At 64.9% G+C, this 21,659-nt stretch carries 20 protein-coding genes; 11 read left to right on the forward strand and 9 right to left on the reverse strand.

Annotated features, from left to right (window positions below):
- Positions 1-158 precede the first annotated feature (158 nt).
- From AC1RR3_RS30345 to AC1RR3_RS30355, 3 genes are all read left to right on the forward strand, one after another.
- A complete protein-coding gene (locus AC1RR3_RS30345) occupies positions 159-884 on the forward strand; it encodes an outer membrane protein (protein ID WP_492827577.1) in 726 nt (241 codons plus the stop codon).
- Positions 885-1,050: 166 nt separating this feature from the next.
- A complete protein-coding gene (locus tag AC1RR3_RS30350) occupies positions 1,051-3,204 on the forward strand; it encodes a methyl-accepting chemotaxis protein (protein WP_492827579.1) in 2,154 nt (717 codons plus the stop codon).
- 140 nt (positions 3,205-3,344) lie between these two features.
- Positions 3,345-4,406 carry an MBL fold metallo-hydrolase gene (locus AC1RR3_RS30355; RefSeq protein WP_492827581.1) on the forward strand — a complete coding sequence of 354 codons (1,062 nt, stop codon included), beginning with the start codon at positions 3,345-3,347 and terminating at the stop codon, positions 4,404-4,406.
- A 43-nt stretch (positions 4,407-4,449) separates the two neighbouring features.
- Here AC1RR3_RS30355 and aroQ read toward each other — a convergent pair whose 3' ends face one another.
- Positions 4,450-4,881, reverse strand: a complete 432-nt coding sequence (gene aroQ, locus AC1RR3_RS30360; RefSeq protein ID WP_492827582.1) for a type II 3-dehydroquinate dehydratase — start codon at positions 4,879-4,881, stop codon at positions 4,450-4,452.
- Between the two features lie 337 nt (positions 4,882-5,218).
- On the opposite strand from aroQ, the gene hemA reads away from it, so the two are divergent.
- A complete protein-coding gene (hemA, locus tag AC1RR3_RS30365) occupies positions 5,219-6,448 on the forward strand; it encodes a 5-aminolevulinate synthase (protein WP_492827583.1) in 1,230 nt (409 codons plus the stop codon).
- Positions 6,449-6,635: 187 nt separating this feature from the next.
- Positions 6,636-10,145 carry a PAS domain-containing hybrid sensor histidine kinase/response regulator gene (locus AC1RR3_RS30370; RefSeq protein WP_492827585.1) on the forward strand — a complete coding sequence of 1,170 codons (3,510 nt, stop codon included), beginning with the start codon at positions 6,636-6,638 and terminating at the stop codon, positions 10,143-10,145.
- A gap of 268 nt (positions 10,146-10,413) precedes the next feature.
- Here AC1RR3_RS30370 and AC1RR3_RS30375 read toward each other — a convergent pair whose 3' ends face one another.
- Entirely contained in the window at positions 10,414-11,085 is a 672-nt protein-coding gene (locus AC1RR3_RS30375) for a response regulator (protein ID WP_492827587.1), read from the reverse strand.
- 301 nt (positions 11,086-11,386) lie between these two features.
- Between AC1RR3_RS30375 and AC1RR3_RS30380 the strand changes: the two genes are divergently transcribed.
- Positions 11,387-13,072: an MFS transporter gene (locus AC1RR3_RS30380; protein WP_492827589.1), complete on the forward strand. Its 1,686-nt coding sequence runs from the start codon at positions 11,387-11,389 to the stop codon at positions 13,070-13,072.
- Positions 13,073-13,137: 65 nt separating this feature from the next.
- On the opposite strand, the gene AC1RR3_RS30385 is transcribed toward AC1RR3_RS30380, so the two are convergent.
- The 3 genes from AC1RR3_RS30385 to AC1RR3_RS30395 form a co-directional block, all read right to left on the reverse strand.
- Positions 13,138-13,614: a secondary thiamine-phosphate synthase enzyme YjbQ gene (locus AC1RR3_RS30385; RefSeq protein WP_492827591.1), complete on the reverse strand. Its 477-nt coding sequence runs from the start codon at positions 13,612-13,614 to the stop codon at positions 13,138-13,140.
- Positions 13,615-13,774: 160 nt separating this feature from the next.
- On the reverse strand, positions 13,775-14,293 hold the full coding sequence (locus AC1RR3_RS30390) for a hypothetical protein (protein WP_492827593.1): 519 nt from the start codon (positions 14,291-14,293) through the stop codon (positions 13,775-13,777).
- Between the two features lie 41 nt (positions 14,294-14,334).
- A complete protein-coding gene (locus AC1RR3_RS30395; protein ID WP_492827859.1) occupies positions 14,335-14,745 on the reverse strand; it encodes a hypothetical protein in 411 nt (136 codons plus the stop codon).
- On the opposite strand from AC1RR3_RS30395, the gene AC1RR3_RS30400 reads away from it, so the two are divergent.
- From AC1RR3_RS30400 to AC1RR3_RS30420, 5 genes are all read left to right on the forward strand, one after another.
- Positions 14,653-15,027 (forward strand): AtpZ/AtpI family protein, encoded by a 375-nt coding sequence (locus AC1RR3_RS30400; RefSeq protein ID WP_492827595.1) that lies wholly within the window; start codon positions 14,653-14,655, stop codon positions 15,025-15,027. The two genes, AC1RR3_RS30395 and AC1RR3_RS30400, sit on opposite strands and share 93 nt — an antisense overlap.
- A gap of 110 nt (positions 15,028-15,137) precedes the next feature.
- Positions 15,138-15,887, forward strand: coding sequence for a F0F1 ATP synthase subunit A (locus AC1RR3_RS30405; RefSeq protein WP_492827851.1), 750 nt, complete (start codon positions 15,138-15,140; stop codon positions 15,885-15,887).
- A 53-nt stretch (positions 15,888-15,940) separates the two neighbouring features.
- On the forward strand, positions 15,941-16,171 hold the full coding sequence (locus tag AC1RR3_RS30410; RefSeq protein ID WP_007599451.1) for a F0F1 ATP synthase subunit C: 231 nt from the start codon (positions 15,941-15,943) through the stop codon (positions 16,169-16,171).
- A 62-nt stretch (positions 16,172-16,233) separates the two neighbouring features.
- Positions 16,234-16,797, forward strand: coding sequence for a F0F1 ATP synthase subunit B family protein (locus AC1RR3_RS30415; protein ID WP_492827599.1), 564 nt, complete (start codon positions 16,234-16,236; stop codon positions 16,795-16,797).
- A 5-nt stretch (positions 16,798-16,802) separates the two neighbouring features.
- Positions 16,803-17,288, forward strand: coding sequence for a F0F1 ATP synthase subunit B family protein (locus AC1RR3_RS30420; protein ID WP_492827601.1), 486 nt, complete (start codon positions 16,803-16,805; stop codon positions 17,286-17,288).
- Positions 17,289-17,487: 199 nt separating this feature from the next.
- On the opposite strand, the gene AC1RR3_RS30425 is transcribed toward AC1RR3_RS30420, so the two are convergent.
- From AC1RR3_RS30425 to thrC, 4 genes are all read right to left on the reverse strand, one after another.
- Complete coding sequence (locus AC1RR3_RS30425) at positions 17,488-18,141, reverse strand: hypothetical protein (RefSeq protein WP_492827603.1); 654 nt, start codon at positions 18,139-18,141, stop codon at positions 17,488-17,490.
- Positions 18,142-18,275: 134 nt separating this feature from the next.
- Positions 18,276-18,863 carry a GNAT family N-acetyltransferase gene (locus AC1RR3_RS30430; RefSeq protein ID WP_008139934.1) on the reverse strand — a complete coding sequence of 196 codons (588 nt, stop codon included), beginning with the start codon at positions 18,861-18,863 and terminating at the stop codon, positions 18,276-18,278.
- A 39-nt stretch (positions 18,864-18,902) separates the two neighbouring features.
- A complete protein-coding gene (locus AC1RR3_RS30435; RefSeq protein ID WP_492827605.1) occupies positions 18,903-20,192 on the reverse strand; it encodes a M16 family metallopeptidase in 1,290 nt (429 codons plus the stop codon).
- Entirely contained in the window at positions 20,189-21,607 is a 1,419-nt protein-coding gene (thrC, locus tag AC1RR3_RS30440; protein ID WP_492827607.1) for a threonine synthase, read from the reverse strand. The genes AC1RR3_RS30435 and thrC overlap by 4 nt, the downstream gene beginning before the upstream one ends.
- Positions 21,608-21,659: the final 52 nt, after the last annotated feature.

The following is a 21,659-nucleotide window of genomic DNA, read 5'->3' on the forward strand; positions in this document are numbered from 1 at the left end:
GCCATTAAGCACGAAAATCATTTGCAGCCCAATAAGTTAGGTTGACCGCCGCTGTGCCACGGATGTGACTGCATTTTCGTCAAAAGCGAGCTATCTGCAAAACCAACGATGGCGCGGAAAGCGCGCCTTCCGGGGACCTAAGTGTTGGAGTTTGGACTATGAAGAAGATTCTGTTTGCGACCGTTGCGCTGCTCGCGGCGGGTGCAGCCGCGCCGGCGATTGGTGCCGATCTCGGTAACCGCGGCTACTACAAGGCCCCCGCGCCGGCCTACGCCGCGCCGATCTACAACTGGACCGGCTTCTACATCGGCGGCCATCTCGGCGGCGCGTTCTCCAGCGACAACAATTTCAGCGGCCTCTCCACCGGCAACAACGGCAACGGCCGTTTCCTCGGCGGCGTGCAGGTTGGTGCGGACTGGCAGTTCAACCCGAACTTCGTAGTCGGCGTCGAAGGCCAGTATTCCTGGCTCTCCGGCAGCGTCGGCGCGGTGTTCCCGGGTGGCGTCGCCTACACCAATGACCAGCGTGGCCTCGGCTCGATCACCGGCCGTGTCGGCTACACCTGGGGCCCGGGCCTGCTCTACGTAAAGGGCGGCTACGCCTATTCGGACAACAACGAGAAGGTGACCGTCGGCGGCGCGCCGACCGGTTTCATCATCGATGGCGATCACCGCAACGGCTACACCGTTGGCGCCGGCATCGAATACATGTTCGCTCCGAACTGGTCGGCCAAGGCCGAGTACCAGTATTACAATTTCGGCGACGCGCACTTCACCGCGGGCCCGCTGGCGGGCACCGGCAACTTCACCACCGACGATCACACCGTCAAGGCGGGCCTCAACTACCGCTTCAACTGGGCAAGCCCGGTCGTCGCGCGCTACTGATCGCGCCTTTAAAACCGCATCGCGACAAAGGGCCGGCAACTCTGCCGGCCCTTTCTTTTTTCGCTGTGCGGAACAGATGCAAGCGATTGTGCAACTTGCGATTTTTTAACCCGACCGAAGGATACTTCGCGGCGAAAACATAAAGATCACGCGTGGGGGAATTTCGATGGCGATCCGTCTGGGCGTTAGCCGTTTGCTTGGTCGATTCAAGCCTCGTTTCAAGATGCCAAAATGGGGCGTACGCGGCAGCCTGTTCTCTGCCTTCGCTGTGATCACGGGCATGGGCCTCGTGATCGCAGCCGGCGCCGGCTTCGTGTTCAATCATCTGGGCGCGACCATGATGGATCTGAGCGGCCGCGACATTCCGCGCCTCTCCGCCAGCCTTCAGCTCGCCTCGCAGAGCGCAACGCTCGCGGCGCAGGGTCCGGGCCTGCTGGCTTCACCTTCTGAAGACGCGCTGAAGGAACGCACCAAGAGCGTGAAGGACATCCAGCAGCTCACCATGGCCAAGCTCGGCGAGATCATCGAGCTCGGCGCCGACAAGCAGATCGCGACTGCGCTGAGCGACACCGCCAAGAGCATCGACGAAGCCACCCAGAGCCTGGTCTCGGCCGCGCGCGAACGGCTCGAAACCGGCGCGCTGCACGACAAGCAGTACGAAGCGCTGCGCAAGGCCCAGCTCGCCTTCGTCGGCGCGGCGGACCCGGCGATGCTGGATGCGCAGACACGCCTCAACGCGATCCTGGGCGCAGCGGACGTGTCCGCCGACGATGCCACCGAGGCTGCCCGCACCGTCGCGCAGATCTCGACGATCTCCGCCAACGGCAATCTGATGGCTGCCGACATGATGGCGGCGCTCTCGGCCAACAACAGCGATACGCTGGAGGTGATCGAGAAGGAGTTCAAGGCGACGCGCGACCGCGTCAAGTCGAACCTCGAGGACCTGCCGAAGGTTTCTTCGATGCAGGCGATGCGCGATGCCGTGCAAAAGCTGTTCGCCTTCGGCGAAGGCAAGAGCGGCGTGTTCAAGATCCGCCAGAAGGAGCTCGATTCCATCGATTACGGCCAGACCATCCTGGACGAGACCCGCAAGCTCAACGTCGGCCTCGGCATCAGCGTGCAGCAGCTCGTCGACGGCGTGCAAAAGGAGACCAACGCGTCGACCTTCCAGGCGCGGCAGGAGATCTCGCTGGCGACGACCGCGATGCTGGCGCTGGGTGCGCTGATGCTGGTCGGCTCGGCGCTGTTCGTCTGGCTCTATGTCGGCCGCAACATCCTGCGCCGCATTCGCGAGCTTCAGCGTGCAATGCAGCTGCTCTCTGCCGGCGACCTCGACACCGAGATCGTCCGCTCCCGGCAGAACGACGAGATCGGCGCGATGAAGGAAACGCTGACGGTGTTCCGCGACAGCATGATCGAAGCCCGGGCGCTTGCGAGCGAGCAGGACAAGGACCGTGTCGCCAAGGCCGAGCGCGCGGCGCACATGGAGGCGAAGATCGCCGAGTTCGAAAGCACCGTGCGCTCCGCACTCAACAATCTCGCACAGTCCGCCAATTCGATGCAGTCGACCGCGCAGAGCATGTCGAACACCGCCGACCAGTCCAACGCGCTGGTGAACGCGGTCGCCTCCGCCGCCGAGGAAACCTCGGTCAACGTGCAGACCGTGTCGTCAGGCACCGAGCAGCTCTCCTCCTCGATCGAGGAGATCAGCAAGCAGGTCGTCACCTCGGCCGCGATCGCCAGGAAGGCAGTCGACGAAGCGGGTGCCACCGACACCACGGTGCAGAGCCTCGCCGACAGTGCGAGCCGCATCAGCGTCGTCGTCGACCTGATCCAGACCATCGCCTCGCAGACCAATCTGCTCGCGCTCAACGCCACCATCGAGGCGGCGCGCGCGGGCGAGGCCGGCCGCGGCTTCGCGGTGGTCGCCTCCGAGGTCAAGAGCCTCGCCAGCCAGACCGCGAAGGCGACGGAAGAAATCCGCACCCAGATCGCCAGCATGCAGCAGGTCACGACTTCCGCGGTCGGCGCGATCCAGGGCATCGGCCGGATCATCGGTGAGATCAACGACGTCACCACCACGATCGCGGCCGCGGTCGAGGAACAGGGCGCGGCCACCCGCGAGATCGCCCGCAACATCCAGCATGCCGCCGGCGGCACCAGCGAGGTCTCCAGCAACATCGTCGGCGTCTCCACGGCGTCCGCCGAGGCCGGCGCTGCGGCGAACGAAGTGCTGGGCGCCTCCGATGCGCTGCGCCGCGAAGCCGACATGCTGCGCGGAGAGATCGACGCGTTCCTCAACAACATGCGGGCGGCGTAAGACGCCGGCCTCCGGCCGTAGCCCGGATTGCGCTTCGCTCCATCCGGGCTACGGAATACAGCCGGAATGTCCGCTATGCGGGCTATCCTCGCGTCTTTTTTCGGCTGGCGCCCCGCTCGCGCTGGGTTTAATCCGGTGGGATGAACGCAAAAATCGACACCGCGCCGTCCTCGGCCGAGGCCCTGCGCTACCCCTGGGACCAGCATCCCGGCCCCGAAGAGGTCGTGGAGGTCAGGCCCGGTGTGTTGTGGGCGCGGCTGAAATTGCCGTTCCGCCTCAACCACGTGAACATCTATCTGCTCGCCGATGGCGACGGCTATGCGATGGTCGACGCCGGCTTCGGCAACGAGGAGACGATCGAGGCCTGGACCAAACTGTTCGACGGGCCGCTAAAGGGCGTCAAGATCACGCGCCTGATCGTCACCCATTCGCATCCCGACCATGTCGGTCTCGCCGGGTGGGTCGTCGAACGATTCAACTGCCCGCTGGTGATGTCGCAGGTCGAATATCTGCAATCGGTCTATCACCAGAATCGCGGCACCGAGGAACGGCGCGAGGCGCAGCGGCTGTTCTTCCGCCGCCACGGCATGGACGAGTCGCTCACCGAAAAGCTGCTCGGCCGCGGCCAGGATTATCTCAAGCAGGTGTCGGTGCTGCCGCCGTCCTACCGCCGCATCTCGCATGGCGACGAGGTCGTGATCGGCACCCGCCGCTTCAAGGTGATCACCGGCGGCGGCCACGCCCTCGACCAGGTGATGCTGTATTGCGCCGACGACAAGCTGTTCCTCTCCGCCGACCAGGTGCTGAGCAAGATCTCGCCGAACGTCAGCGTCTGGGCGGTCGAACCCGACCAGAACTCGCTCGGCGAATATCTGGCCTCGCTCGCCAGCCTCACCACCACCCTGCCCTATGACCTGCTGGTGCTGCCCGGCCACGGCGTGCCGTTCTACGGACTCAAGACTCGTATCAAGCAGCTGGCCGATCATCACGAGGAGCGCTGCCGCCTGATCGCGGAAGCCTGCCGCGAGGTGCCACAGACCTCGCGCGCCCTGGTGCCTGTCGTGTTCAACAAGCACGTGCTGGACGAGCACCAGATGGGCTTTGCCGCCGGCGAGCTCGTCGCCCACGTCAACTACATGATCGTCGAGGGCCGGCTGACGGCCGAGACGAAGGACGGCGTGCTCCAGTTCAGGACGACATGAGCTTGCGTTTGCCTCTCCCGCAAGCGGGGCGAGGGAGCAGACCTTACTTCATATTCGCGATCGCATGCAGCGCCGCGATATAGCCGAACGGGCCCAGCCCGCAGATCACGCCGGTCGCCACGAACGAAATCTTCGAGTGGCGGTGATATTCGTCGCGAGCGTGGATGTTGGAGATGTGGACTTCCAGCACCGGGCCCTCGAACGTCTTGATCGCGTCCATGATCGAAACCGAGGTGAAGGAGAGGCCGGCCGGATTGATGACGATGGCATCGGCGTCCTGCCGCGCCGACTGGATCAGATCAACCAGCACGCCTTCATGGTTGGACTGATGGAAAGCGAGCTTGAGCCCGAGCTTGGCAGCCACTTCTTCGCAGCTCGCATTGACCTCTGCGAGCGTCGTGGTGCCGTAGATATGCGGCTCGCGGATGCCGAGCATGTTGAGGTTGGGACCGTTGAGGATCATCACGCGTTTCATGGGGGTCCTTTCGAAGAAGAGGTTGGTTGAGCATGCCCCGTGCAACGGTGCATGCGCCACGCAATTCGGATTGGTTGAAGCCAGTGGCCGCGGTCAGGAAAGCGCGCGCCGAGCCGCAGGGGAAGGCCCCGGCCGGCCAGGTGCACACCTCAGCGGATGGTGCAGAGCAGCATTATATGTCGCGTGAACTTGATCGGGATCAAACGGCAAATCGCACGATAGGGCATTTTGCCCAAATGCCCCTCACGGCCAAATGTGGGATAGCGCATAGACATTAGAGCGGGAAAAGCTCTAAGAAGATGCGAGCCCTTGGTCCGGTTCCGTTGCAGGTTTGCCGATGGATTACAGCCAGTTCTTCAATTCCGCCCTTGATCGCCTCCACACTGAACGGCGCTACCGCGTGTTCGCCGATCTCGAGCGCATCGCCGGCCGGTTCCCGCATGCGCTCTGGCACTCGCCCAAGGGCAAGCGCGACGTCGTGATCTGGTGCTCCAACGATTATCTCGGCATGGGCCAGCACCCGAAGGTGGTGGGCGCCATGGTCGAGACCGCGACCCGCGTCGGCACCGGCGCCGGCGGCACCCGCAACATCGCCGGCACGCATCATCCGCTGGTGCAGCTTGAAGCCGAGCTCGCCGACCTCCACGGCAAGGAAGCCGCGCTGCTGTTCACCTCGGGCTATGTCTCAAACCAGACCGGCATCGCGACGATCGCAAAGCTCATTCCGAACTGCCTGATCCTGTCGGACGAGCTCAACCACAATTCGATGATCGAGGGCATCCGCCAATCCGGCTGCGAGCGCGTCGTGTTCCGCCACAACGACCTCGCCGACCTCGAAGCGCTGTTGAAGGCGGCGGGTCCGAACCGGCCGAAGCTGATCGCCTGCGAGAGCCTTTATTCCATGGACGGCGACGTCGCTCCGCTCGCAAAAATCTGCGATCTCGCCGAGAAATACGGCGCGATGACCTATGTCGACGAGGTCCACGCCGTCGGCATGTACGGCCCGCGCGGCGGCGGCATCGCCGAGCGTGACGGCGTCATGCATCGCATCGATATTCTCGAAGGCACCCTCGCAAAGGCGTTCGGCTGCCTCGGCGGCTATATCGCGGCCAACGGCCAGATCATCGACGCCGTGCGCTCCTATGCGCCGGGCTTCATCTTCACCACCGCGCTGCCGCCGGCGATCTGCTCGGCTGCGACCGCCGCGATCAAGCATCTGAAGACCTCGAATTGGGAGCGCGAGCGCCATCAGGACCGCGCTGCCCGCGTCAAGGCGATCCTCAATGCCGCAGGCCTGCCGGTGATGTCGAGCGATACCCACATCGTACCGCTGTTCATCGGCGATGCCGAGAAATGCAAGCAGGCCTCCGACCTGCTGCTCGAAGAGCACGGCATCTATATCCAGCCGATCAACTATCCGACGGTCGCCAAGGGCACCGAGCGCCTGCGCATCACGCCCTCGCCCTATCACGACGACGGCCTGATCGATCAGCTCGCCGAAGCCCTGCTGCAGGTGTGGGACCGCCTCGGCCTGCCGCTCCGCGAAAAGTCGCTGGCGGCGGAGTAGGGCTTTTCTTTCGCCTCTCCCCGCAAGCGGGGCGAGGGAGAGCGGGTGGCTCGCCCCACCACTTAACGACAACCCCAGTTCCTACCCCCGCCGGGCATTTCGCTGTCGCTTGCGCCCGCCCAACGCGCTAGATTTGCAGGGAAAATGAGACCGGGCGCCGTCGCGCCCAGGGAGAAGCGCGCTCGCAATGCTGCACGACTGGGGCGTGATTGCCGCCGCCTTCGGCTATATCGGCTTCCTGTTCCTGGTGGCGAGCCATGGCGACCGCCGCTCGCCAGCCGGACCCGGCCGCGCGTCCGGGCTGATCTATCCGCTGTCGCTGGCGATCTACTGCACCTCCTGGACCTTCTTCGGCTCGGTTGGCTTCGCCACCCGCACCTCGACCGACTTCCTCGCGATCTATGTCGGCCCGATCCTGATGATCGGCCTCGGCGCCGGCGTGCTCCGCCGCGTGATCCAGCTCGCCAAGGCCCACAACATCACCTCGATCGCCGACTTCATCGGCGCGCGCTACGGCAAGAGCCAGGCGGTGGCGGCCACCGTGGCGCTGATCGCGATCATCGGCTCGGTGCCCTACATCGCGCTCCAACTGAAAGCGGTCGCCTCGTCGCTCGAAACCATCCTGAGCGAGGACCAGGCCTTCTCCCACATCCCGATCCTCGGCGACATGGCGCTGATGGTGACGCTGGCGATGGCGGCCTTCGCCGTGCTGTTCGGCACGCGGCAGACCGACGCCACCGAGCACCAGCACGGCCTGATGCTGGCGGTCGCGACCGAATCCATCATCAAGCTGGTCGCCTTCCTCGCCGCCGGCATCTTCGTCACCTTCTGGATGTTCTCGCCGCATGAATTGATCGAGCGCGCGATGAAGACGCCGGAGGCGGTGCGCGCCATCAACTATTCGCCGTCGATCGGCAACTTCCTCACCATGACGCTGCTGTCGCTGTGCGCGATCATGCTGCTGCCGCGCCAGTTCCACGTCAGCGTGGTCGAGAACTCCAGCGATGCCGAGGTCGGCCGCGCCCGCTGGCTGTTTCCGCTCTATCTCGTCGCCATCAATCTGTTCGTGATCCCGATCGCGCTCGCCGGCCTCGTCAGCTTCCCGTTCGGCGCGGCAGATCCGGATATGTACGTGCTGGCGTTGCCGATGGAAGGCGGCGCGGATCTGCTCAGCGTCGCCATCTTCGTTGGCGGGCTTTCGGCGGCAACCGCGATGGTGATCGTCGAATGCGTCGCGCTCTCCATCATGGTCTCGAACGATCTCGTGGTACCCCTGGTGTTGCAACGGCGGCCGGAGGGACGCACCGGCGGCGCCGATTTCAGCGATTTCCTGCTGCGCTCGCGACGCCTGGCGATCTTCGCCATCATGGTGATGGCCTATTTCTACTACCGCGCGCTCGGCAACACCCAGCTCGCGGCGATCGGCCTCTTGTCCTTTGCCGCGATCGCCCAACTCGCGCCGAGCTTCTTCGGCGGGCTGCTGTGGCGGCGCGCCACCGCGCGCGGCGCCATCGGCGGCATGCTGGTCGGCTTCGCCGTGTGGCTCTACACGCTGTTCATCCCGAGCTTCATGGATTCCTCGACCGCGGGCATCCTGCTGCTCCAGCACGGCCCGTTCGGGATCGAGGCGTTGCGGCCGCAGGCGCTGTTCGGCGCCGATTTGCCGCCGCTGATGCACGGCGTGATCTGGTCGCTGTCGCTCAACATCCTCACCTATGTGCTGCTGTCGCTGGCGCGCCGGCCGTCGTCGATCGAGCTGGTGCAGGCCGATCTGTTCGTACCCAACACGCTCGCGCCGATCGCCCCGAGCTTCCGCCGCTGGCGCACCACCGTCACGGTGCAGGACATTCAGACCACGGTCGCGCAATATCTCGGGCCCGACCGCGCCCGTCATTCGTTCGAGGCGTTCTCGGCGCGGCGCAATGTGCGGCTCGAGCCGGCCGCGCCCGCCGATTTCGAGCTGTTGCAGCACGCCGAGCACCTGATCGCCTCATCGATTGGCGCGGCCTCCTCGCGCCTCGTGATGTCGCTCTTGTTGCGCAAGCGCACGGTCTCCGCGAAAGCCGCGCTAAAGCTGCTCGACGATTCCCATGCGGCGCTGCACTTCAACCGCGAGGTCCTCCAGACCGCGCTCAACCATGTCCGCCAGGGCATTGCGGTGTTCGACGACGATCTGCAACTGATCTGCTCCAACCGGCAGTTCGGCGATCTCCTCAACGTTCCCCCGCACTTCATCCAGTTCGGCACGCCGCTGCGCGAAATCCTGGAATTCATGGACGTGAGCAATCCGGCCGATCCGGTCGAGCGCGAAGCCATGCTGGAGCGGCGGCTGGCCGCCTATACCACCGACAGCGAGCCCTATCTCGAGCGCCTGCCGGACCGCCATATGGTGATCGAGGTGCTGACCAACCGCATGCCCGGCAGCGGCTTCGTCATCACCTTCACCGACGTCACGCCCACCTTCGAAGCGGCGGAAGCGCTGGAGCGCGCCAACGCGACGCTGGAAAAGCGCGTGCGCGACCGCACCGAGGAATTGACCCGGCTGAACTCGGAGCTGGCGCTGGCCAAGAGCGCGGCGGAAGACGCCAGCATCTCCAAGACACGTTTTCTTGCCGCCGCCAGCCACGACATTCTTCAGCCGCTGAACGCGGCGCGGCTCTATGTCACGAGCCTGGTCGAGCGCCAGCACAACGGCGAGGAGACACGGCTGGTCGAGAACATCGACGAATCTCTCCAGGCGATCGAAGAGATCCTCGGCGCGCTGCTCGACATCTCCAGGCTGGACGCCGGCGCGATGGCAACCTCGATATCGAGCTTCAAGATGGCCGATCTGATGCGCTCGCTGGAGATCGAGTTCGCGCCGGTCGCGCGTGCCAAAGGCCTGGCGCTCGCCTTCGTGCCCTGCTCGCTGCCGGTCGAGTCCGATCGCCTGCTGCTGCGACGCCTGCTCCAGAACCTGATCTCCAACGCGATCAAATATACCCCGCGCGGCCGTGTGCTGGTCGGCTGCCGCCGCCGCGGCGCCTCGCTCAAGATCTGCGTCCACGACACCGGCGTCGGCATCCCCGCGGTCAAGCGCGGCGAGATCTTCAAGGAATTCCACCGCCTCGAGCAGGGCGCGCGGATCGCGCGCGGCCTCGGCCTTGGCCTGTCGATCGTCGAACGGCTGGCGCGCGTGCTCAACCACGGCATCGCCATCGACTCCAATACAGGCGGCGGCTCGGTATTCTCGGTGACCGTGCCGACGGCAAAGGCGATCACCCTCACCGCCGCCGTCACCAGCGCGACACCCCTGGCGCGCACACCGATCGCGGGCGCGCTGATCGTCTGCATCGAAAACGATGCCGCGATCCTGGACGGCATGCGCACGCTCTTGAAGGCCTGGGACGCCGAGGTGATCGCGGTCACCGATCCCGAAGGCGCGATCGCCGCGATCGAAGCTGCCGGCAAGCGCGTCACCGGGCTGCTGGTCGACTATCATCTCGACCGCGGCAACGGCATCGGCGCGATTCGCGACATCCGCCGCCGCTTCGGCGACGCCATCCCCGCGATCCTGATCACCGCCGATCGCAGCCCCGCGGTTCAGCTTGCCGCCCGCGATGAGAAGATTGCGGTGCTCAACAAGCCGGTGAAGCCGGCCTCGCTCCGCGCCCTGCTTGGACAGTGGCGCACGCAACAGATGGTGGCGGCGGAGTGAGGGGGCAGCTTCAGGGGCTGCTTGCATCCAGGGCGCGATAACAAAAACAGCGAAAACAACCCCATGCACCGTAGCCGGCTGCAGCAAAATCAAGGGCTTGCGGATTTTACGAAATGCTGTTGACCCGTCGGGCAAAACAGGGGCATAATGCCATCATCGCCAAAGCTCTCGATCGAAGCAAAGCTCAGCAAACAGCTCGCTTGCGCCCTAGCCTTGGGGATGCCTGTTCAAGCGCGCCCGCAGTCAGCCTCATCACAGCGCGCGAGAACTACCCCGTCGGGGTGCCCTGCCGCCATTGCCCGCCGGCGATCTTCGCGGCCGCGATCACGGCCTGCGTCCGGCTCTCGACACCGAGCTTTTGCAGGATCGCCGAGACGTGCGCCTTGATGGTGGCCTCGGAGACGCCGAGCTCATAAGCGATCTGCTTGTTGAGCAACCCCTCCGACAGCATCATCAGCACCCGCACCTGCTGCGGGGTCAGCGTCACCAGGCGGTCGCGCAGGCGCGTCATGTCGGGGTCAGCGGCCGCCGACAGGTCGGTGTCGGCGGGAACCCAGACGTCGCCCTCCATCACCTTGAGGATGGCGTCGCGCAACGTCTCGACGCCGAACCGCTTCGGAATGAAGCCGGAGGCGCCGAAATCAAGCGAGCGGCGGATCGTGGCGCCGTCGTCGGAGGCCGAGACGATCACCACCGGGATCGCCGGATATTGCGCGCGCAGATAGATCAGGCCGGAAAAGCCTGAGATCCCCGGCATCGAGAGGTCGAGCAGGATCAGGTCGACGTCCGAGGTCTGTTCCAGGAGCTTGGTCAGGTCCTCGAACGACCCGGCCTCGTCGATCCTGGCCGAGGTCAGGACGCCAGCCACCGCCTGCCGCAACGCATCGCGGAACAGGGGATGGTCATCGGCAATGACGAGATGGGTCGAGGGAGCGTTCATCGTTCTCTTGCTGTCGTTCGTCACCCGGCCAGTAGTCCGGACCGGCGCAATGGTCAATTCTTCCCCGACCGCCCGTGGCATGCAAGGGCACATTATTCCTTTGCAGGAAAGGGGTTAATCCATCGCCCCGTGCCACGACGCTGCACTATAGGTCCGCATCGTCAGCTGCACGTCAGTGCGCAAAGCCGAAAGTCGTATTGGGGCCGGTTTCACGCCGATGTTACCTTGCGGGCAAGACTTGGATTGATCCGGCATGGCCGGACATCCGAGGCGCGAGGAAACGACATTCGGGGAGACAACTATGACAATGGCAGCGGCCGCCGGCGGCGTCGGGGCGCGGGGAATGACCGGCGAAGAGAAAAAGGTCATCTTCGCATCTTCACTCGGTACCGTGTTCGAATGGTACGACTTCTACCTGTACGGATGGACCGCAGCCCAGATCGGCAAGGCGTTCTACTCGGCATTCGACGCCAACACGCAGTTCATCTTCGCGCTGCTGACCTTCTCGGCGGGCTTCCTGGTTCGCCCGCTCGGCGCGCTGGTGTTCGGCCGGGTCGGCGATCTCGTCGGCCGCAAATACACCTTCCTCGTCACCATCACCATCATGGGCATGTCGACCTTCCTGGTCGGCCTGACGCCGGGCTACCAGACGATCGGCTGGCTGGCCCCGACGATCCTTATCGGCCTGCGTCTTCTGCAAGGTCTTGCCCTCGGCGGCGAGTACGGTGGTGCAGCCACCTACGTGGCCGAGCATGCACCGCAAGGACGTCGCGGCTTCTACACGTCGTGGATTCAAACCACCGCGACCATCGGTTTGTTCATGTCGCTGCTCGTGGTCTACATCGTCCGCAACAGCATGAGCCCCGAGGCATTCGCCGATTCCGGCCTCTCCGGCGGCTGGCGCTATCCCTATCTGCTGTCGATCGTGCTGCTCGGCATCTCGATCTGGATCCGCATGCAGCTCTCCGAATCGCCGCTGTTCCAGAAAATGAAGGACGAAGGCAAGGGCTCCAAGGCCCCTCTGTCGGATGCCTTCGGCAACTGGCAGAACGGAAAAATCGCGCTGGTCGCGTTGCTCGGCCTTACCGCAGGTCAGGCCGTGATCTGGTACGGCGGGCAGTTCTACGCACGTATCTTCCTCGTCAACACGCTCAAGGTTCCGGCGAACTCGGCTGACATCGCGCTGATCATCGCGCTGGCCATCGCGACCGTCGGCTTCCTGTTCTTTGGCTGGCTCTCCGACAAGATCGGCCGCAAGCCGATCATCATGGCGGGCTGTCTGCTCGGCGCCTTGACCTATCATTTCGCCTTCAGCCTGTTGACGTCGGCCGCCAACCCGGCGCTCGAAAAGGCACTGGCCAATGCACCGGTGACCGTGGTCGCCGACCCCAAGGACTGCAACGTGTTGTTCGACCCGGTCGGCGGCCGGGTATTCACCAGCTCCTGCGACGTCGCCCGCAACGCGCTGATCGCATCGTCGGTGAACTTCAAGCTGGAGCCCGGCGCGCCCGGCAGCCTGGCCAAGGTCGTCGTCGGCAGCAAGTCGTTCGACTCCGTGAGCGGCAACGGTACCGATCCGAAGGCCTTCGCCGCTGCCCGCACCGCGTTCACGACCGCTGTGACCGCTGCGGTCGGCGAAGCCGGCTACCCCGTCAAGGGCGCCGATCCGGCCGCGATCAACATGCCGATGCTGATCCTCGTCCTGACCTATCTCGCGATCCTCGTGACCATGGTGTACGGCCCGATCGCAGCCGCTCTCGTCGAGCTGTTCCCGACGCGGATCCGTTACACCTCGATGTCGCTGCCCTATCACATCGGCAACGGCTGGTTCGGAGGCCTGCTGCCGCCGATCGCGGTCGCGCTGGTCGCTGCGACGGGCAACATCTACGCGGGTCTCTGGTACCCGATTGCGATCGCGTCGATGACCTTCATCGTCGGCCTGATCTTCATCCCCGAGACCAAGGACGTCGACATCACCAAGACCTGACGCGCAAGCGCGCTACGTCGATGCAACCGGCCGCGGAGCGATCCGCGGCCGGTTTTCTTTTTGGTCTATCGGCTGCCGATGAATTGCAGCACGATCTCGCGCCGGTGCGGACGGGTACGATGCTCGATCAGATAGATCGCCTGCCACGTGCCCAACGCGAGCGCGCCACCCAGCACCGGCACCTGGAGCGATGTCCCCGTCAGCATGGTCTTGACGTGCGCCGGCATATCGTCGGGCCCCTCGGTGTCGTGAGTCCAGCCTGCATCTTCATCGTCCGGCGCTAGCCGCGCCAGCACCATGGTGAGATCGACCAGCACGGAAGGGTCGGCATTCTCCTGGATTGTCAGTGACGCCGAGGTGTGACGGATGAACAGCGTGAGCGCGCCGTCCCGCGCATGAACGTCGGCGATGAACCGCGCCGCCTCGGCGGTGAGGTCGCTGAAGCCGCGCCCCGGCGTCTGCACGGTGAGCAGCGACGATGCGACGGTGGTGGCCTGCACTGACGATGGTGCCGAACGCGTCACGGATTTGGCTGATGTCATGAAAGGTCTCGCTGCATCGGACACTGCCGTAGCGTGGGCAGAGGCGCAAAGCGCCGTGCCCACGTCTTCCTTCATCGTTGTAGAGGCATGGTGGGCACGGCGTAAGAACGCCTTTGTCCACCCGACGAGAGCTCAACGCGTGGAAAGTAGATAAGGGTCCTCAAATCTTCCCCGACACGTCCTTCTGCACGCGGTTGGCCATGTCGATCAGCCGGCGCCAGGCCTTTTCCAGGAATGACATCACGCGGTCCATATCCTGGTCGCTCGGCAGCGGGATCTCGATCTTGCGGTCACCCTCGGCAGTCTTCGGCTCCGCCTTTTTGAGCGGATCCGATTTCGGCAGCGCATCGTCGATCTTGCCCGAGACGGTCGGTCCGGCCGCCAACTGCCCCTTCAGCTTCTCGACCTCAGTCTGGAGCCTGCCGATCTCGGCATCGAATGCGGCGCGCTCGTCCGGCACCGCATAGCAGGCCCAGCCGGCGCCGTTCCTGGTGCAGGTCGACATCGTGCCGGTGCGGGTGTCGAGCCGCAGCACGCCCTCGGGGATCGGCGTCATGCTGTAGCGGCCATTTTCGCTGTCCGGCGCCGATTGCGCGGCCACGAGGCCGCCAGTTGCCATCACCGCGGCAAGCGCCGTTGCCGCAAGCCAAGATGCTGTGGATGATTTCGCTGGTCTCATCGCACTCTCCGCCACGATGCGCAGGTGGCACATCCGCAATTCTACACCCCGGCGAGACCACCCGCCGCCAAAAACACACGCTCGAAATCAACGATCCCGACGCCCCGTTTGATCCCGGCAGCGCGGCGAAATGGCGGCTGCATTCGCCGATCCTGAGGAGAGCTGCTGCGGTGCGGCGTCACGCTGTGTGCAGCGCTGCCGCGCACGCCAATATCACCAAATAAATCAGATACATAATAGAAATCGACGCAATCGTGACTTGGCTTGACTTGATTATGGGCCATCAGTATGGTCCGCGCGGCTTTTGAGGGTGGCGGGCGTAATTTCCATTCAGCCGCGTCGTTTCGGGTCTTCGTTGCATGACACAGGGCACGGGACACGGCGGGAATGGAGATCGCGATAGATCGTCCGAGGAAGCTGCGCTTTCCGAACGGCTCGGAAATCTTGATCAACGGTTGTCCGAGTTTCGCGGCCGCCACGTCAAGACCGAGCAACCCGCAGGTGACGGTGAAGACAAGGCGGCCAGAGCCTCGGCGATGGCGCTTGGTTTCCGGTTATCCTCCGAGTTGGTCGCCGGTGTCGCTGTCGGAGCGGGGATTGGCTGGGGGTTCGACCGCTTGCTGTCGACGTCGCCTTTCGGATTTATCGTGTTCCTGCTGCTTGGCTTCGTCGCCGGCGTGGTGAATGTGGTGAGAACGGCAGGCGCGGGTCAAAACAGGCGCGGTGGTTCTTAAGCGATCCACACAGGAGAGAAATGATCGTACCGGCCTCGCTGGTACGGGCCGGCCCGGCCGGCAGACCGAGACCCGCCGGCATCGCCCGGCAGACAAGAGATGCCGCGCTGATGAAAATCGATCCGATCCACCAGTTCAACATCGAGCCTCTCTTCACGATCGGCCATATCGGCAATCAGACGATCGCCTTCACCAATTCATCGCTCTACATGCTGGTGGCCGTGGCGATCATCTCGCTCCTGATGCTTGCCAGCGGCGCGCAGCTGGTTCCCGGGCGCCTGCAGTCGGTCGCCGAAATCTCCTACGAATTCGTCGCCTCGACCATCCGTTCGACGGCCGGCTCGGAAGGCATGAAGTTCTTCCCGCTGATCTTCTCGCTGTTCATGTTCATCTGCGTCTCGAACCTGATCGGCATCATTCCCTACACCTTCACGATCTCGAGCCATCTGATCGTCACCGCGGCGCTCGCGCTGCTGGTCTTCTTCACCGTCCTGATCTACGGCGTTGCCAAGAACGGCCTGAAATTCTTCTCGATCTTCGTGCCCCACGGTGTCCCCGGCTACATCCTGCCGCTGGTGATGTTCATCGAGATCCTGTCGTTCTTCCTGCGGCCGGTCTCCCACAGCGTCCGTCTGTTCGCCAACATGCTGGCCGGCCATATCGCGCTGAAGGTGTTCGCGGGCTTCGTCGCCATGCTGGGCTTCTCGCTCGGGGCGCTGGGCTGGGTCGGCGGCGTGCTGCCGCTGGCGCTCACGGTCGCGCTGTACGCTCTCGAGATTCTGGTCGCGTTCCTCCAGGCCTACGTGTTCGCGATCCTGACCTGCATCTACCTCAACGACGCCATTCATCCGGGACACTGAGCGGTCCGGGGAATTTCCACCCAAAACCCAATCTTTCTTCCAAGGAGTCTAAAATGGATCCGGCAGCAGCAAAACTTATCGGCGCGGGCATCGCATGCATCGGCATGGGCGGCGCAGGCGTCGGCGTCGGCGTGATCTTCGGCAACTACCTCGCCGCAGCCGTTCGCAACCCCTCGGCCGCTCAGGGCCAGTTCGGCAACCTGATCTTCGGCTTCGCCGTGACCGAAGCGCTCGGCATCTTCTCGCTGCTGATCGCGCTGCTGCTGCTGTTCGTTCCGCTCTGAGGACGACGTTCTTCGCGCCGCTTCGACCGAAGCGGCGCGCATGACAGCAACAGGAGTACTCCATGGCTGAGAGTCATGGCGGGGCGAAGGGTCCAGCGGCGGGCGCCCACACCGAGGCCGAAGGTGGTCACGGTGGCGGCTTTCCGCCGTTCGAGAGCAGCACCTATGCTTCGCAGCTGGTGTCACTCGCGATCTTCTTCGTCGTGCTTTACGTGATCGTGTCCAAGCTCGCTCTGCCGAAGGTCGGCGGTGCGATCGAGGCGCGTCAGAACAAGATCGAGGGCGACCTCGCCGAAGCGCAGACGCTGAAGGACCAGTCCGACGCGGCGTTGAAGGCCTATGAAAGCGAGCTCGCTTCGGCGCGCACGCGGGCACAGGCGATCGGCAACGAATCCCGCGACAAGGCGAATGCGCAGGCGGACGCCGAGCGCAAGGCGCTGGAAGAGCAACTGGCGGCCAAGCTCGCCGAGGCGGAAAAGACCATCGCCTCGACGCGTGCGACCGCCATGAGCAACGTCCGCGGTATCGCGGCCGACGCGGCAGGCCAGATCGTGCAGCAGCTCACCGGCGTCGTTCCGGATGCCGCATCGGTCAGCGCCGCCGTTGATGCGTCCTTGAAGGGTTAGTCGATATGTTCTTCGATCCTGAAACCTGGGTCGCCATTGCCTTCGTGATCCTGATGGTCGTGTTCGGCTACCTCGGGGTCTTCAAGAAGGCGATGGTTGCGCTCGACCATCGCGCCGACCGCATCAAGGCCGAGCTCGACGACGCGACGCGTCTCAAGCAGGAAGCCGCCAAGGTGCTCGCCGACTACAAGGCGCGTACCGCTTCGGCCGAACGCGAGGCCGCCGACATCATCGCCAACGCCAGGAGCGAGGCCGAGCGCATCGCGACCGAGGCCAAGGCAAAGGTGGAAGACTTCGTGGCACGCCGTACCAAGACCGCGGAGAGCAAGATCGCGCTCGCCGAGGCCCAGGCGCTGGCCGATGTCCGCGCTGCAGCCGCGGAAGCCGCCGTCCAGGCCGCCTCCACGATCCTGTCGCAGTCGGTCAAGGGCCAGGTTGCCGACGACCTGCTCACCAAGAGCATCAGCGAGGTTCGGCAGAAGCTGAACTGAGGGGTTTGGCTCTCATCAATCAAAAAGCCGGCGCAATGAGCGCCGGCTTTTTGTTTGGCTGAAAGACTCTCGTGTCCCGGACGCGGCGCGGCATGAAATGACGCGACGCAGAGCCGGGACCCATGTATCCGCAGCTCCTGGGCCCCGGCTCTGCGTCGCACCGCTACGCGCTGCGCCGCGTCCGGGGCACGCGACAGACCTACTTCTTCTTCCCCTTTGCCTTCGGCTCCGGCGCGAGCGCCTGCGGGTCGAAGCCGACATAGAAGACGTAGGAATCGGCGGTCGCGGCTGACGGGATCGGATAGGACAGATCCTCGGCGACAAAGGTGAAGGGCACGCTGCCGCCCTCCTGCATCCCGACCGTGGTCCGGTAGGCCTTCGAGGCGATCACCTTCTCGCCGACGCCGCCTTGCACCACGGCGACGCGGAGGGGCACTTCGACCGTAGACGGCGCGCCCGCGGGACCGGCGATGACACGGCCCTGGATCCCGATCCGGGCCGTGATGTCGCCGCCGTTGCGGAAACATTCGCGCGCCATTTTGGTGATGGTGGCCTGGAAGCGGACCTCATTGCCGACGGCCGGCTTGCCAGTGGCTCCGACCGCATAGGTCGAGGCTCCGGCGCGCACCGTGACTTGCGGGCAATCGACGTCGTCATCGGCCGGCTGGCCGGGCGCGGGCGCCGGCTTGGGCTGGGCCGGCTCGTCGGACTTACCGCCGAACAGGCCCTTGAAGCGGTCGGTCAGCGACTGCGCCGAGGCCGGCGAGACGGCCGCAAGCGACACCGAGAGCGCCAGTACGATCACCGGACCCTGCCGCAGCACATTCCGCAATGATCGAAGCTCCTTCACCATCAACGCCCATACTCCATGACAACATCCTGGCCGATCGCCGGCCAGCCTTGCGCGTTATATCGCCAAAATCGGCGAACCCAAGGCAAGCAAATAAGGCAGGGCGATAGAGACTTTGGCCGCACCGATCGGCCGGCTCAGCCGCGGAAATCCTCGTGCAGGAGGCCGAACAGCAGATGGTCCTGCCAGACCCCGTTGATGCAGAGATAGCGGCGCGCCAGGCCCTCGCGGGAGAAGCCGCACTTCTCCAGCACCCGGATCGACGGGGCATTGGTGGGGATGCAGGCGGCCTCGACCCGGTGCAGATTGAGCTCGCCGAACAGCGTCGGCAGCAGCACCCGCAGCGCCGCCGTCATATAGCCGCGATGGGCATGGGGCTTGCCGACCCAGTAGCCGATGGTGCCGGCCTGCACGATGCCGCGGCGGACGTTGGCAAGCGTGATGCCGCCGACCATGGCGCCGTCGAGCTCGCGGAAGATCAGAAAGGGGTAGGAGCGGTCCGCGGCGATGTCCTCGGAATAGCGGCGCAGGCGGCGGCGGAAGCCGGATCGGGTCAGGTCGTCCGACGGCCAGATCGGCTCCCAGGGCGTCAGGTAATCGCGGCTGGACTCGCGCAAATGCGCCCATTGCAGGAAGTCCGACATCTGCGGCGCGCGCAGTAAAAGCCCGTTGCCGCGCGGCGCGAGAGCGGCGGGTCCACTGGATGGCAGGCGAAAGAGGGCCATGGTGATGCTTCCCGGGGCAGATCAGCCCGTGCGCGGCTCCTAATGCAGCCGCGCCTTGGCACGTGCCCGGGTCAATCCTTCCGCAAAAGACACCGCCGTGTCCAGACCCCTGCCACTGCCTAATGCGACAACTGCAGGGCGGCTACGCGAAAGCAGCGCACGTGCCGCGTCCCGGGTCGATTCGACGCTGACGGCGTCGATCCGGGCCACCAGCTCCTCCACCGTCTGCGGCCGGCCATAGGCCAGCACATGGCGGGCAAGCTGCTCGGCGCGGGACGAGCAGCTTTCCAGCGCCATCAGCAGGCCCGCCTTCATCTGCGCCTTGGCGCGGGCGATCTCGCCTTCGGTCAGGGTCTCCACCGAATCATTCATGATGTCGACGACGACTTCCATCATCTCCGGCGCATCGGCCGGATCGGTGCCGGTGTAGAGGCCGAAGAAGCCGGTGTCCGTATAGGGCGCGTGGAATGAGTAAATCGAATAGCAGAGGCCGCGCTTCTCGCGCACCTCCTGGAACAGCCGCGACGACATTCCGCCGCCGAGGATGTTGGTGAAGACCTGGAGCGAGAACAGCGACAGATCGCCCTGCGGTACGCCTTCGAGCGCCAGCGTCAGATGCGCCTGCTCGAGCTCGCGATGCACCACCTTGGCGCCACCCTTGCCAAACATGGCCGCCTGCGGCTTCGGACCCGGCGTCCCCTCGAAACTCGCAAAGCGCTTCTCGACCTCGGCGACCACTTGGCTGTGATCGACGGCACCTGCCGCCGCCACCACCATGTCGGGCCCGCGATAATGGGTCGACAGATAGCCGCGCAGCATGTCGCGGTTGAAGGCGCGCAGCGTCTTGGCAGTGCCGAGCAGCGAACGGCCCATCGGCTGGTCGGGATAGCAGAGCTCGTTGAGATGCTCGAACACGACGTCGTCCGGCGTGTCCTGCGCCGCGCCGATCTCCTGCACGATGACGTTCTTCTCGCGCTCGAGCTCGTCGGGCTCGAAGGCGGGATTGGCCAGGATGTCGGCGAGCACGTCGAGCGCCAGCGGCACGTCGGCCTTCAGCACCCGCGCATAATAGGACGTGGTCTCGGTCGAGGTGCCGGCATTGAGGTCACCGCCGACCGCCTCGATCTCCTCGACGATCTCGCGCGAGGAGCGCTTGGTGGTGCCCTTGAACGCCATGTGTTCGAGCAGATGCGAGATGCCGTGCTCGTTGGGCTTCTCGTCACGCCCGCCGACACCGGCCCAGACGCCGAGCGCCGCGGTCTCGAGATGGGGCATCTTGTCGGTGACGATGGTCAGGCCGGACGCAAGCTTGGAAATCTCGACGCTCATCCGGTAACTCCCTGTTTTGCGGCGCGGCTGACCGACAGCACGAACCGCTCGACCTCGGCCTGATCGTTCTTCATCACCTTCATGTGTTCGGATTTGGTCATGAGACCGTCGAGCCAGGCCGGCAGTTGCGGCCGCTGGCCGCAGGCCGCTTCGACGGCATCGGGAAATTTGGCCGGATGGGCGGTAGACAGCACGATGCTGGGAACCGTGGTGTCGGTCGTGTCGCGATCGGCGACGGCGAGCGCGACTGCAGTATGGGGATCGACCAGTTCGCCCGCCTCGCGCCAGGCGGCGCGGATCGCGGCAGCGGTCTCGGTCTCGTCGGCACGCCCGGCGTCGAACTCCTCGCGGATCGCGGCAAGCGTCGCGTCAGGCAGCACGAAGCGCCCCGACTGCTTCAGCGAGTCCATGAGCCGGCGCACGCCGGCGGCATCGCGCCCGCCGGCCTCGAACAGCAGCCGCTCGAAATTCGAGGAGATCTGGATGTCCATCGACGGCGACGCCGTCGCATGCACCTCGCGGACCTCGTAGATGCCGGTCTTCAGCGTACGCGCCAGGATGTCGTTGACGTTGGCGGCGATGCGCAGGGTGCGCACGGGGAGGCCCATGCGCTTGGCGACATAGCCGGCAAAGATGTCGCCGAAATTTCCGGTCGGCACGACGAAATCCACCGCGCGCGCCGGCGCGCCGGCGGCAACAGCGGAGGTGAAGTAGTAGACCACCTGGGCGACGATGCGCGCCCAGTTGATGGAATTGACGCCGGAGAGCGAGGTCGCATCGCGGAAGCGGTGGTTGTTGAACATCCCCTTCACGAGCGCCTGGCAGTCGTCGAAATTGCCTTCGACGGCAAGCGCGTGGACATTGGCCGCGCCTGTCGTCGTCATCATGCGCTGCTGCACCTCGGAGATGCGGCCGTGCGGGAACAGCACGATGAGATCGACATTCTCGAGGCCCGCAAACGCATCAACAGCGGCGCCGCCGGTGTCGCCTGACGTCGCGACCACGATGGTGGTGCGCTGGCCGCGCTTGGCGAGCACATGGTCCATCAGCCGCGAGATCAGCTGCATCGCCACGTCCTTGAAGGCGAGCGTCGGACCGTGGAACAGCTCCAGCACGAACTGGTGCGGCGACATCTGGCGCAGCGGCACCACGGCCGGATGGCGGAAGGTGGCATAAGCTTCGTTGGCCATGCGGCCGAGCTCGGCATCGGTGATCTCGCCGCCGACGAAGGGACGGATCACGTCAACCGCGACCTCCCAATAGGGGCGGCCGAAGAAGCCGGCGATGGTCTCGGCCGAGAGCTGCGGCCACGTCGCCGGCACATACAGTCCGCCGTCGCGGGCAAGCCCGGTCAGCATCACGTCGCAGAAGCCCAGTTCGGGGGCCTCGCCCCGGGTCGAGATATAACGAGTCAAACTGCCCTCCAAAGGCCGGCCGAGCCTGAGCCAGATCCGTAAGCCTTTGATT

Source organism: Bradyrhizobium sp. GW821-FHT13H05, from assembly GCF_058804065.1.

What these genes read in the sequence shown, in the direction of transcription:
- AC1RR3_RS30345 (WP_492827577.1), top strand. Translation starts at nt 159, where the DNA reads ATGAAGAAGATTCTGTTTGCGACCGTTGCGCTGCTCGCGGCGGGTGCA.
- AC1RR3_RS30350 (WP_492827579.1), top strand. Translation starts at nt 1,051, where the DNA reads ATGGCGATCCGTCTGGGCGTTAGCCGTTTGCTTGGTCGATTCAAGCCT.
- AC1RR3_RS30355 (WP_492827581.1), top strand. Translation starts at nt 3,345, where the DNA reads ATGAACGCAAAAATCGACACCGCGCCGTCCTCGGCCGAGGCCCTGCGC.
- aroQ (WP_492827582.1), bottom strand. Translation starts at nt 4,881, where the DNA reads ATGAAACGCGTGATGATCCTCAACGGTCCCAACCTCAACATGCTCGGC.
- hemA (WP_492827583.1), top strand. Translation starts at nt 5,219, where the DNA reads ATGGATTACAGCCAGTTCTTCAATTCCGCCCTTGATCGCCTCCACACT.
- AC1RR3_RS30370 (WP_492827585.1), top strand. Translation starts at nt 6,636, where the DNA reads ATGCTGCACGACTGGGGCGTGATTGCCGCCGCCTTCGGCTATATCGGC.
- AC1RR3_RS30375 (WP_492827587.1), bottom strand. Translation starts at nt 11,085, where the DNA reads ATGAACGCTCCCTCGACCCATCTCGTCATTGCCGATGACCATCCCCTG.
- AC1RR3_RS30380 (WP_492827589.1), top strand. Translation starts at nt 11,387, where the DNA reads ATGACAATGGCAGCGGCCGCCGGCGGCGTCGGGGCGCGGGGAATGACC.
- AC1RR3_RS30385 (WP_492827591.1), bottom strand. Translation starts at nt 13,614, where the DNA reads ATGACATCAGCCAAATCCGTGACGCGTTCGGCACCATCGTCAGTGCAG.
- AC1RR3_RS30390 (WP_492827593.1), bottom strand. Translation starts at nt 14,293, where the DNA reads ATGAGACCAGCGAAATCATCCACAGCATCTTGGCTTGCGGCAACGGCG.
- AC1RR3_RS30400 (WP_492827595.1), top strand. Translation starts at nt 14,653, where the DNA reads ATGACACAGGGCACGGGACACGGCGGGAATGGAGATCGCGATAGATCG.
- AC1RR3_RS30405 (WP_492827851.1), top strand. Translation starts at nt 15,138, where the DNA reads ATGAAAATCGATCCGATCCACCAGTTCAACATCGAGCCTCTCTTCACG.
- AC1RR3_RS30410 (WP_007599451.1), top strand. Translation starts at nt 15,941, where the DNA reads ATGGATCCGGCAGCAGCAAAACTTATCGGCGCGGGCATCGCATGCATC.
- AC1RR3_RS30415 (WP_492827599.1), top strand. Translation starts at nt 16,234, where the DNA reads ATGGCTGAGAGTCATGGCGGGGCGAAGGGTCCAGCGGCGGGCGCCCAC.
- AC1RR3_RS30420 (WP_492827601.1), top strand. Translation starts at nt 16,803, where the DNA reads ATGTTCTTCGATCCTGAAACCTGGGTCGCCATTGCCTTCGTGATCCTG.
- AC1RR3_RS30425 (WP_492827603.1), bottom strand. Translation starts at nt 18,141, where the DNA reads ATGGTGAAGGAGCTTCGATCATTGCGGAATGTGCTGCGGCAGGGTCCG.
- AC1RR3_RS30430 (WP_008139934.1), bottom strand. Translation starts at nt 18,863, where the DNA reads ATGGCCCTCTTTCGCCTGCCATCCAGTGGACCCGCCGCTCTCGCGCCG.
- AC1RR3_RS30435 (WP_492827605.1), bottom strand. Translation starts at nt 20,192, where the DNA reads ATGAGCGTCGAGATTTCCAAGCTTGCGTCCGGCCTGACCATCGTCACC.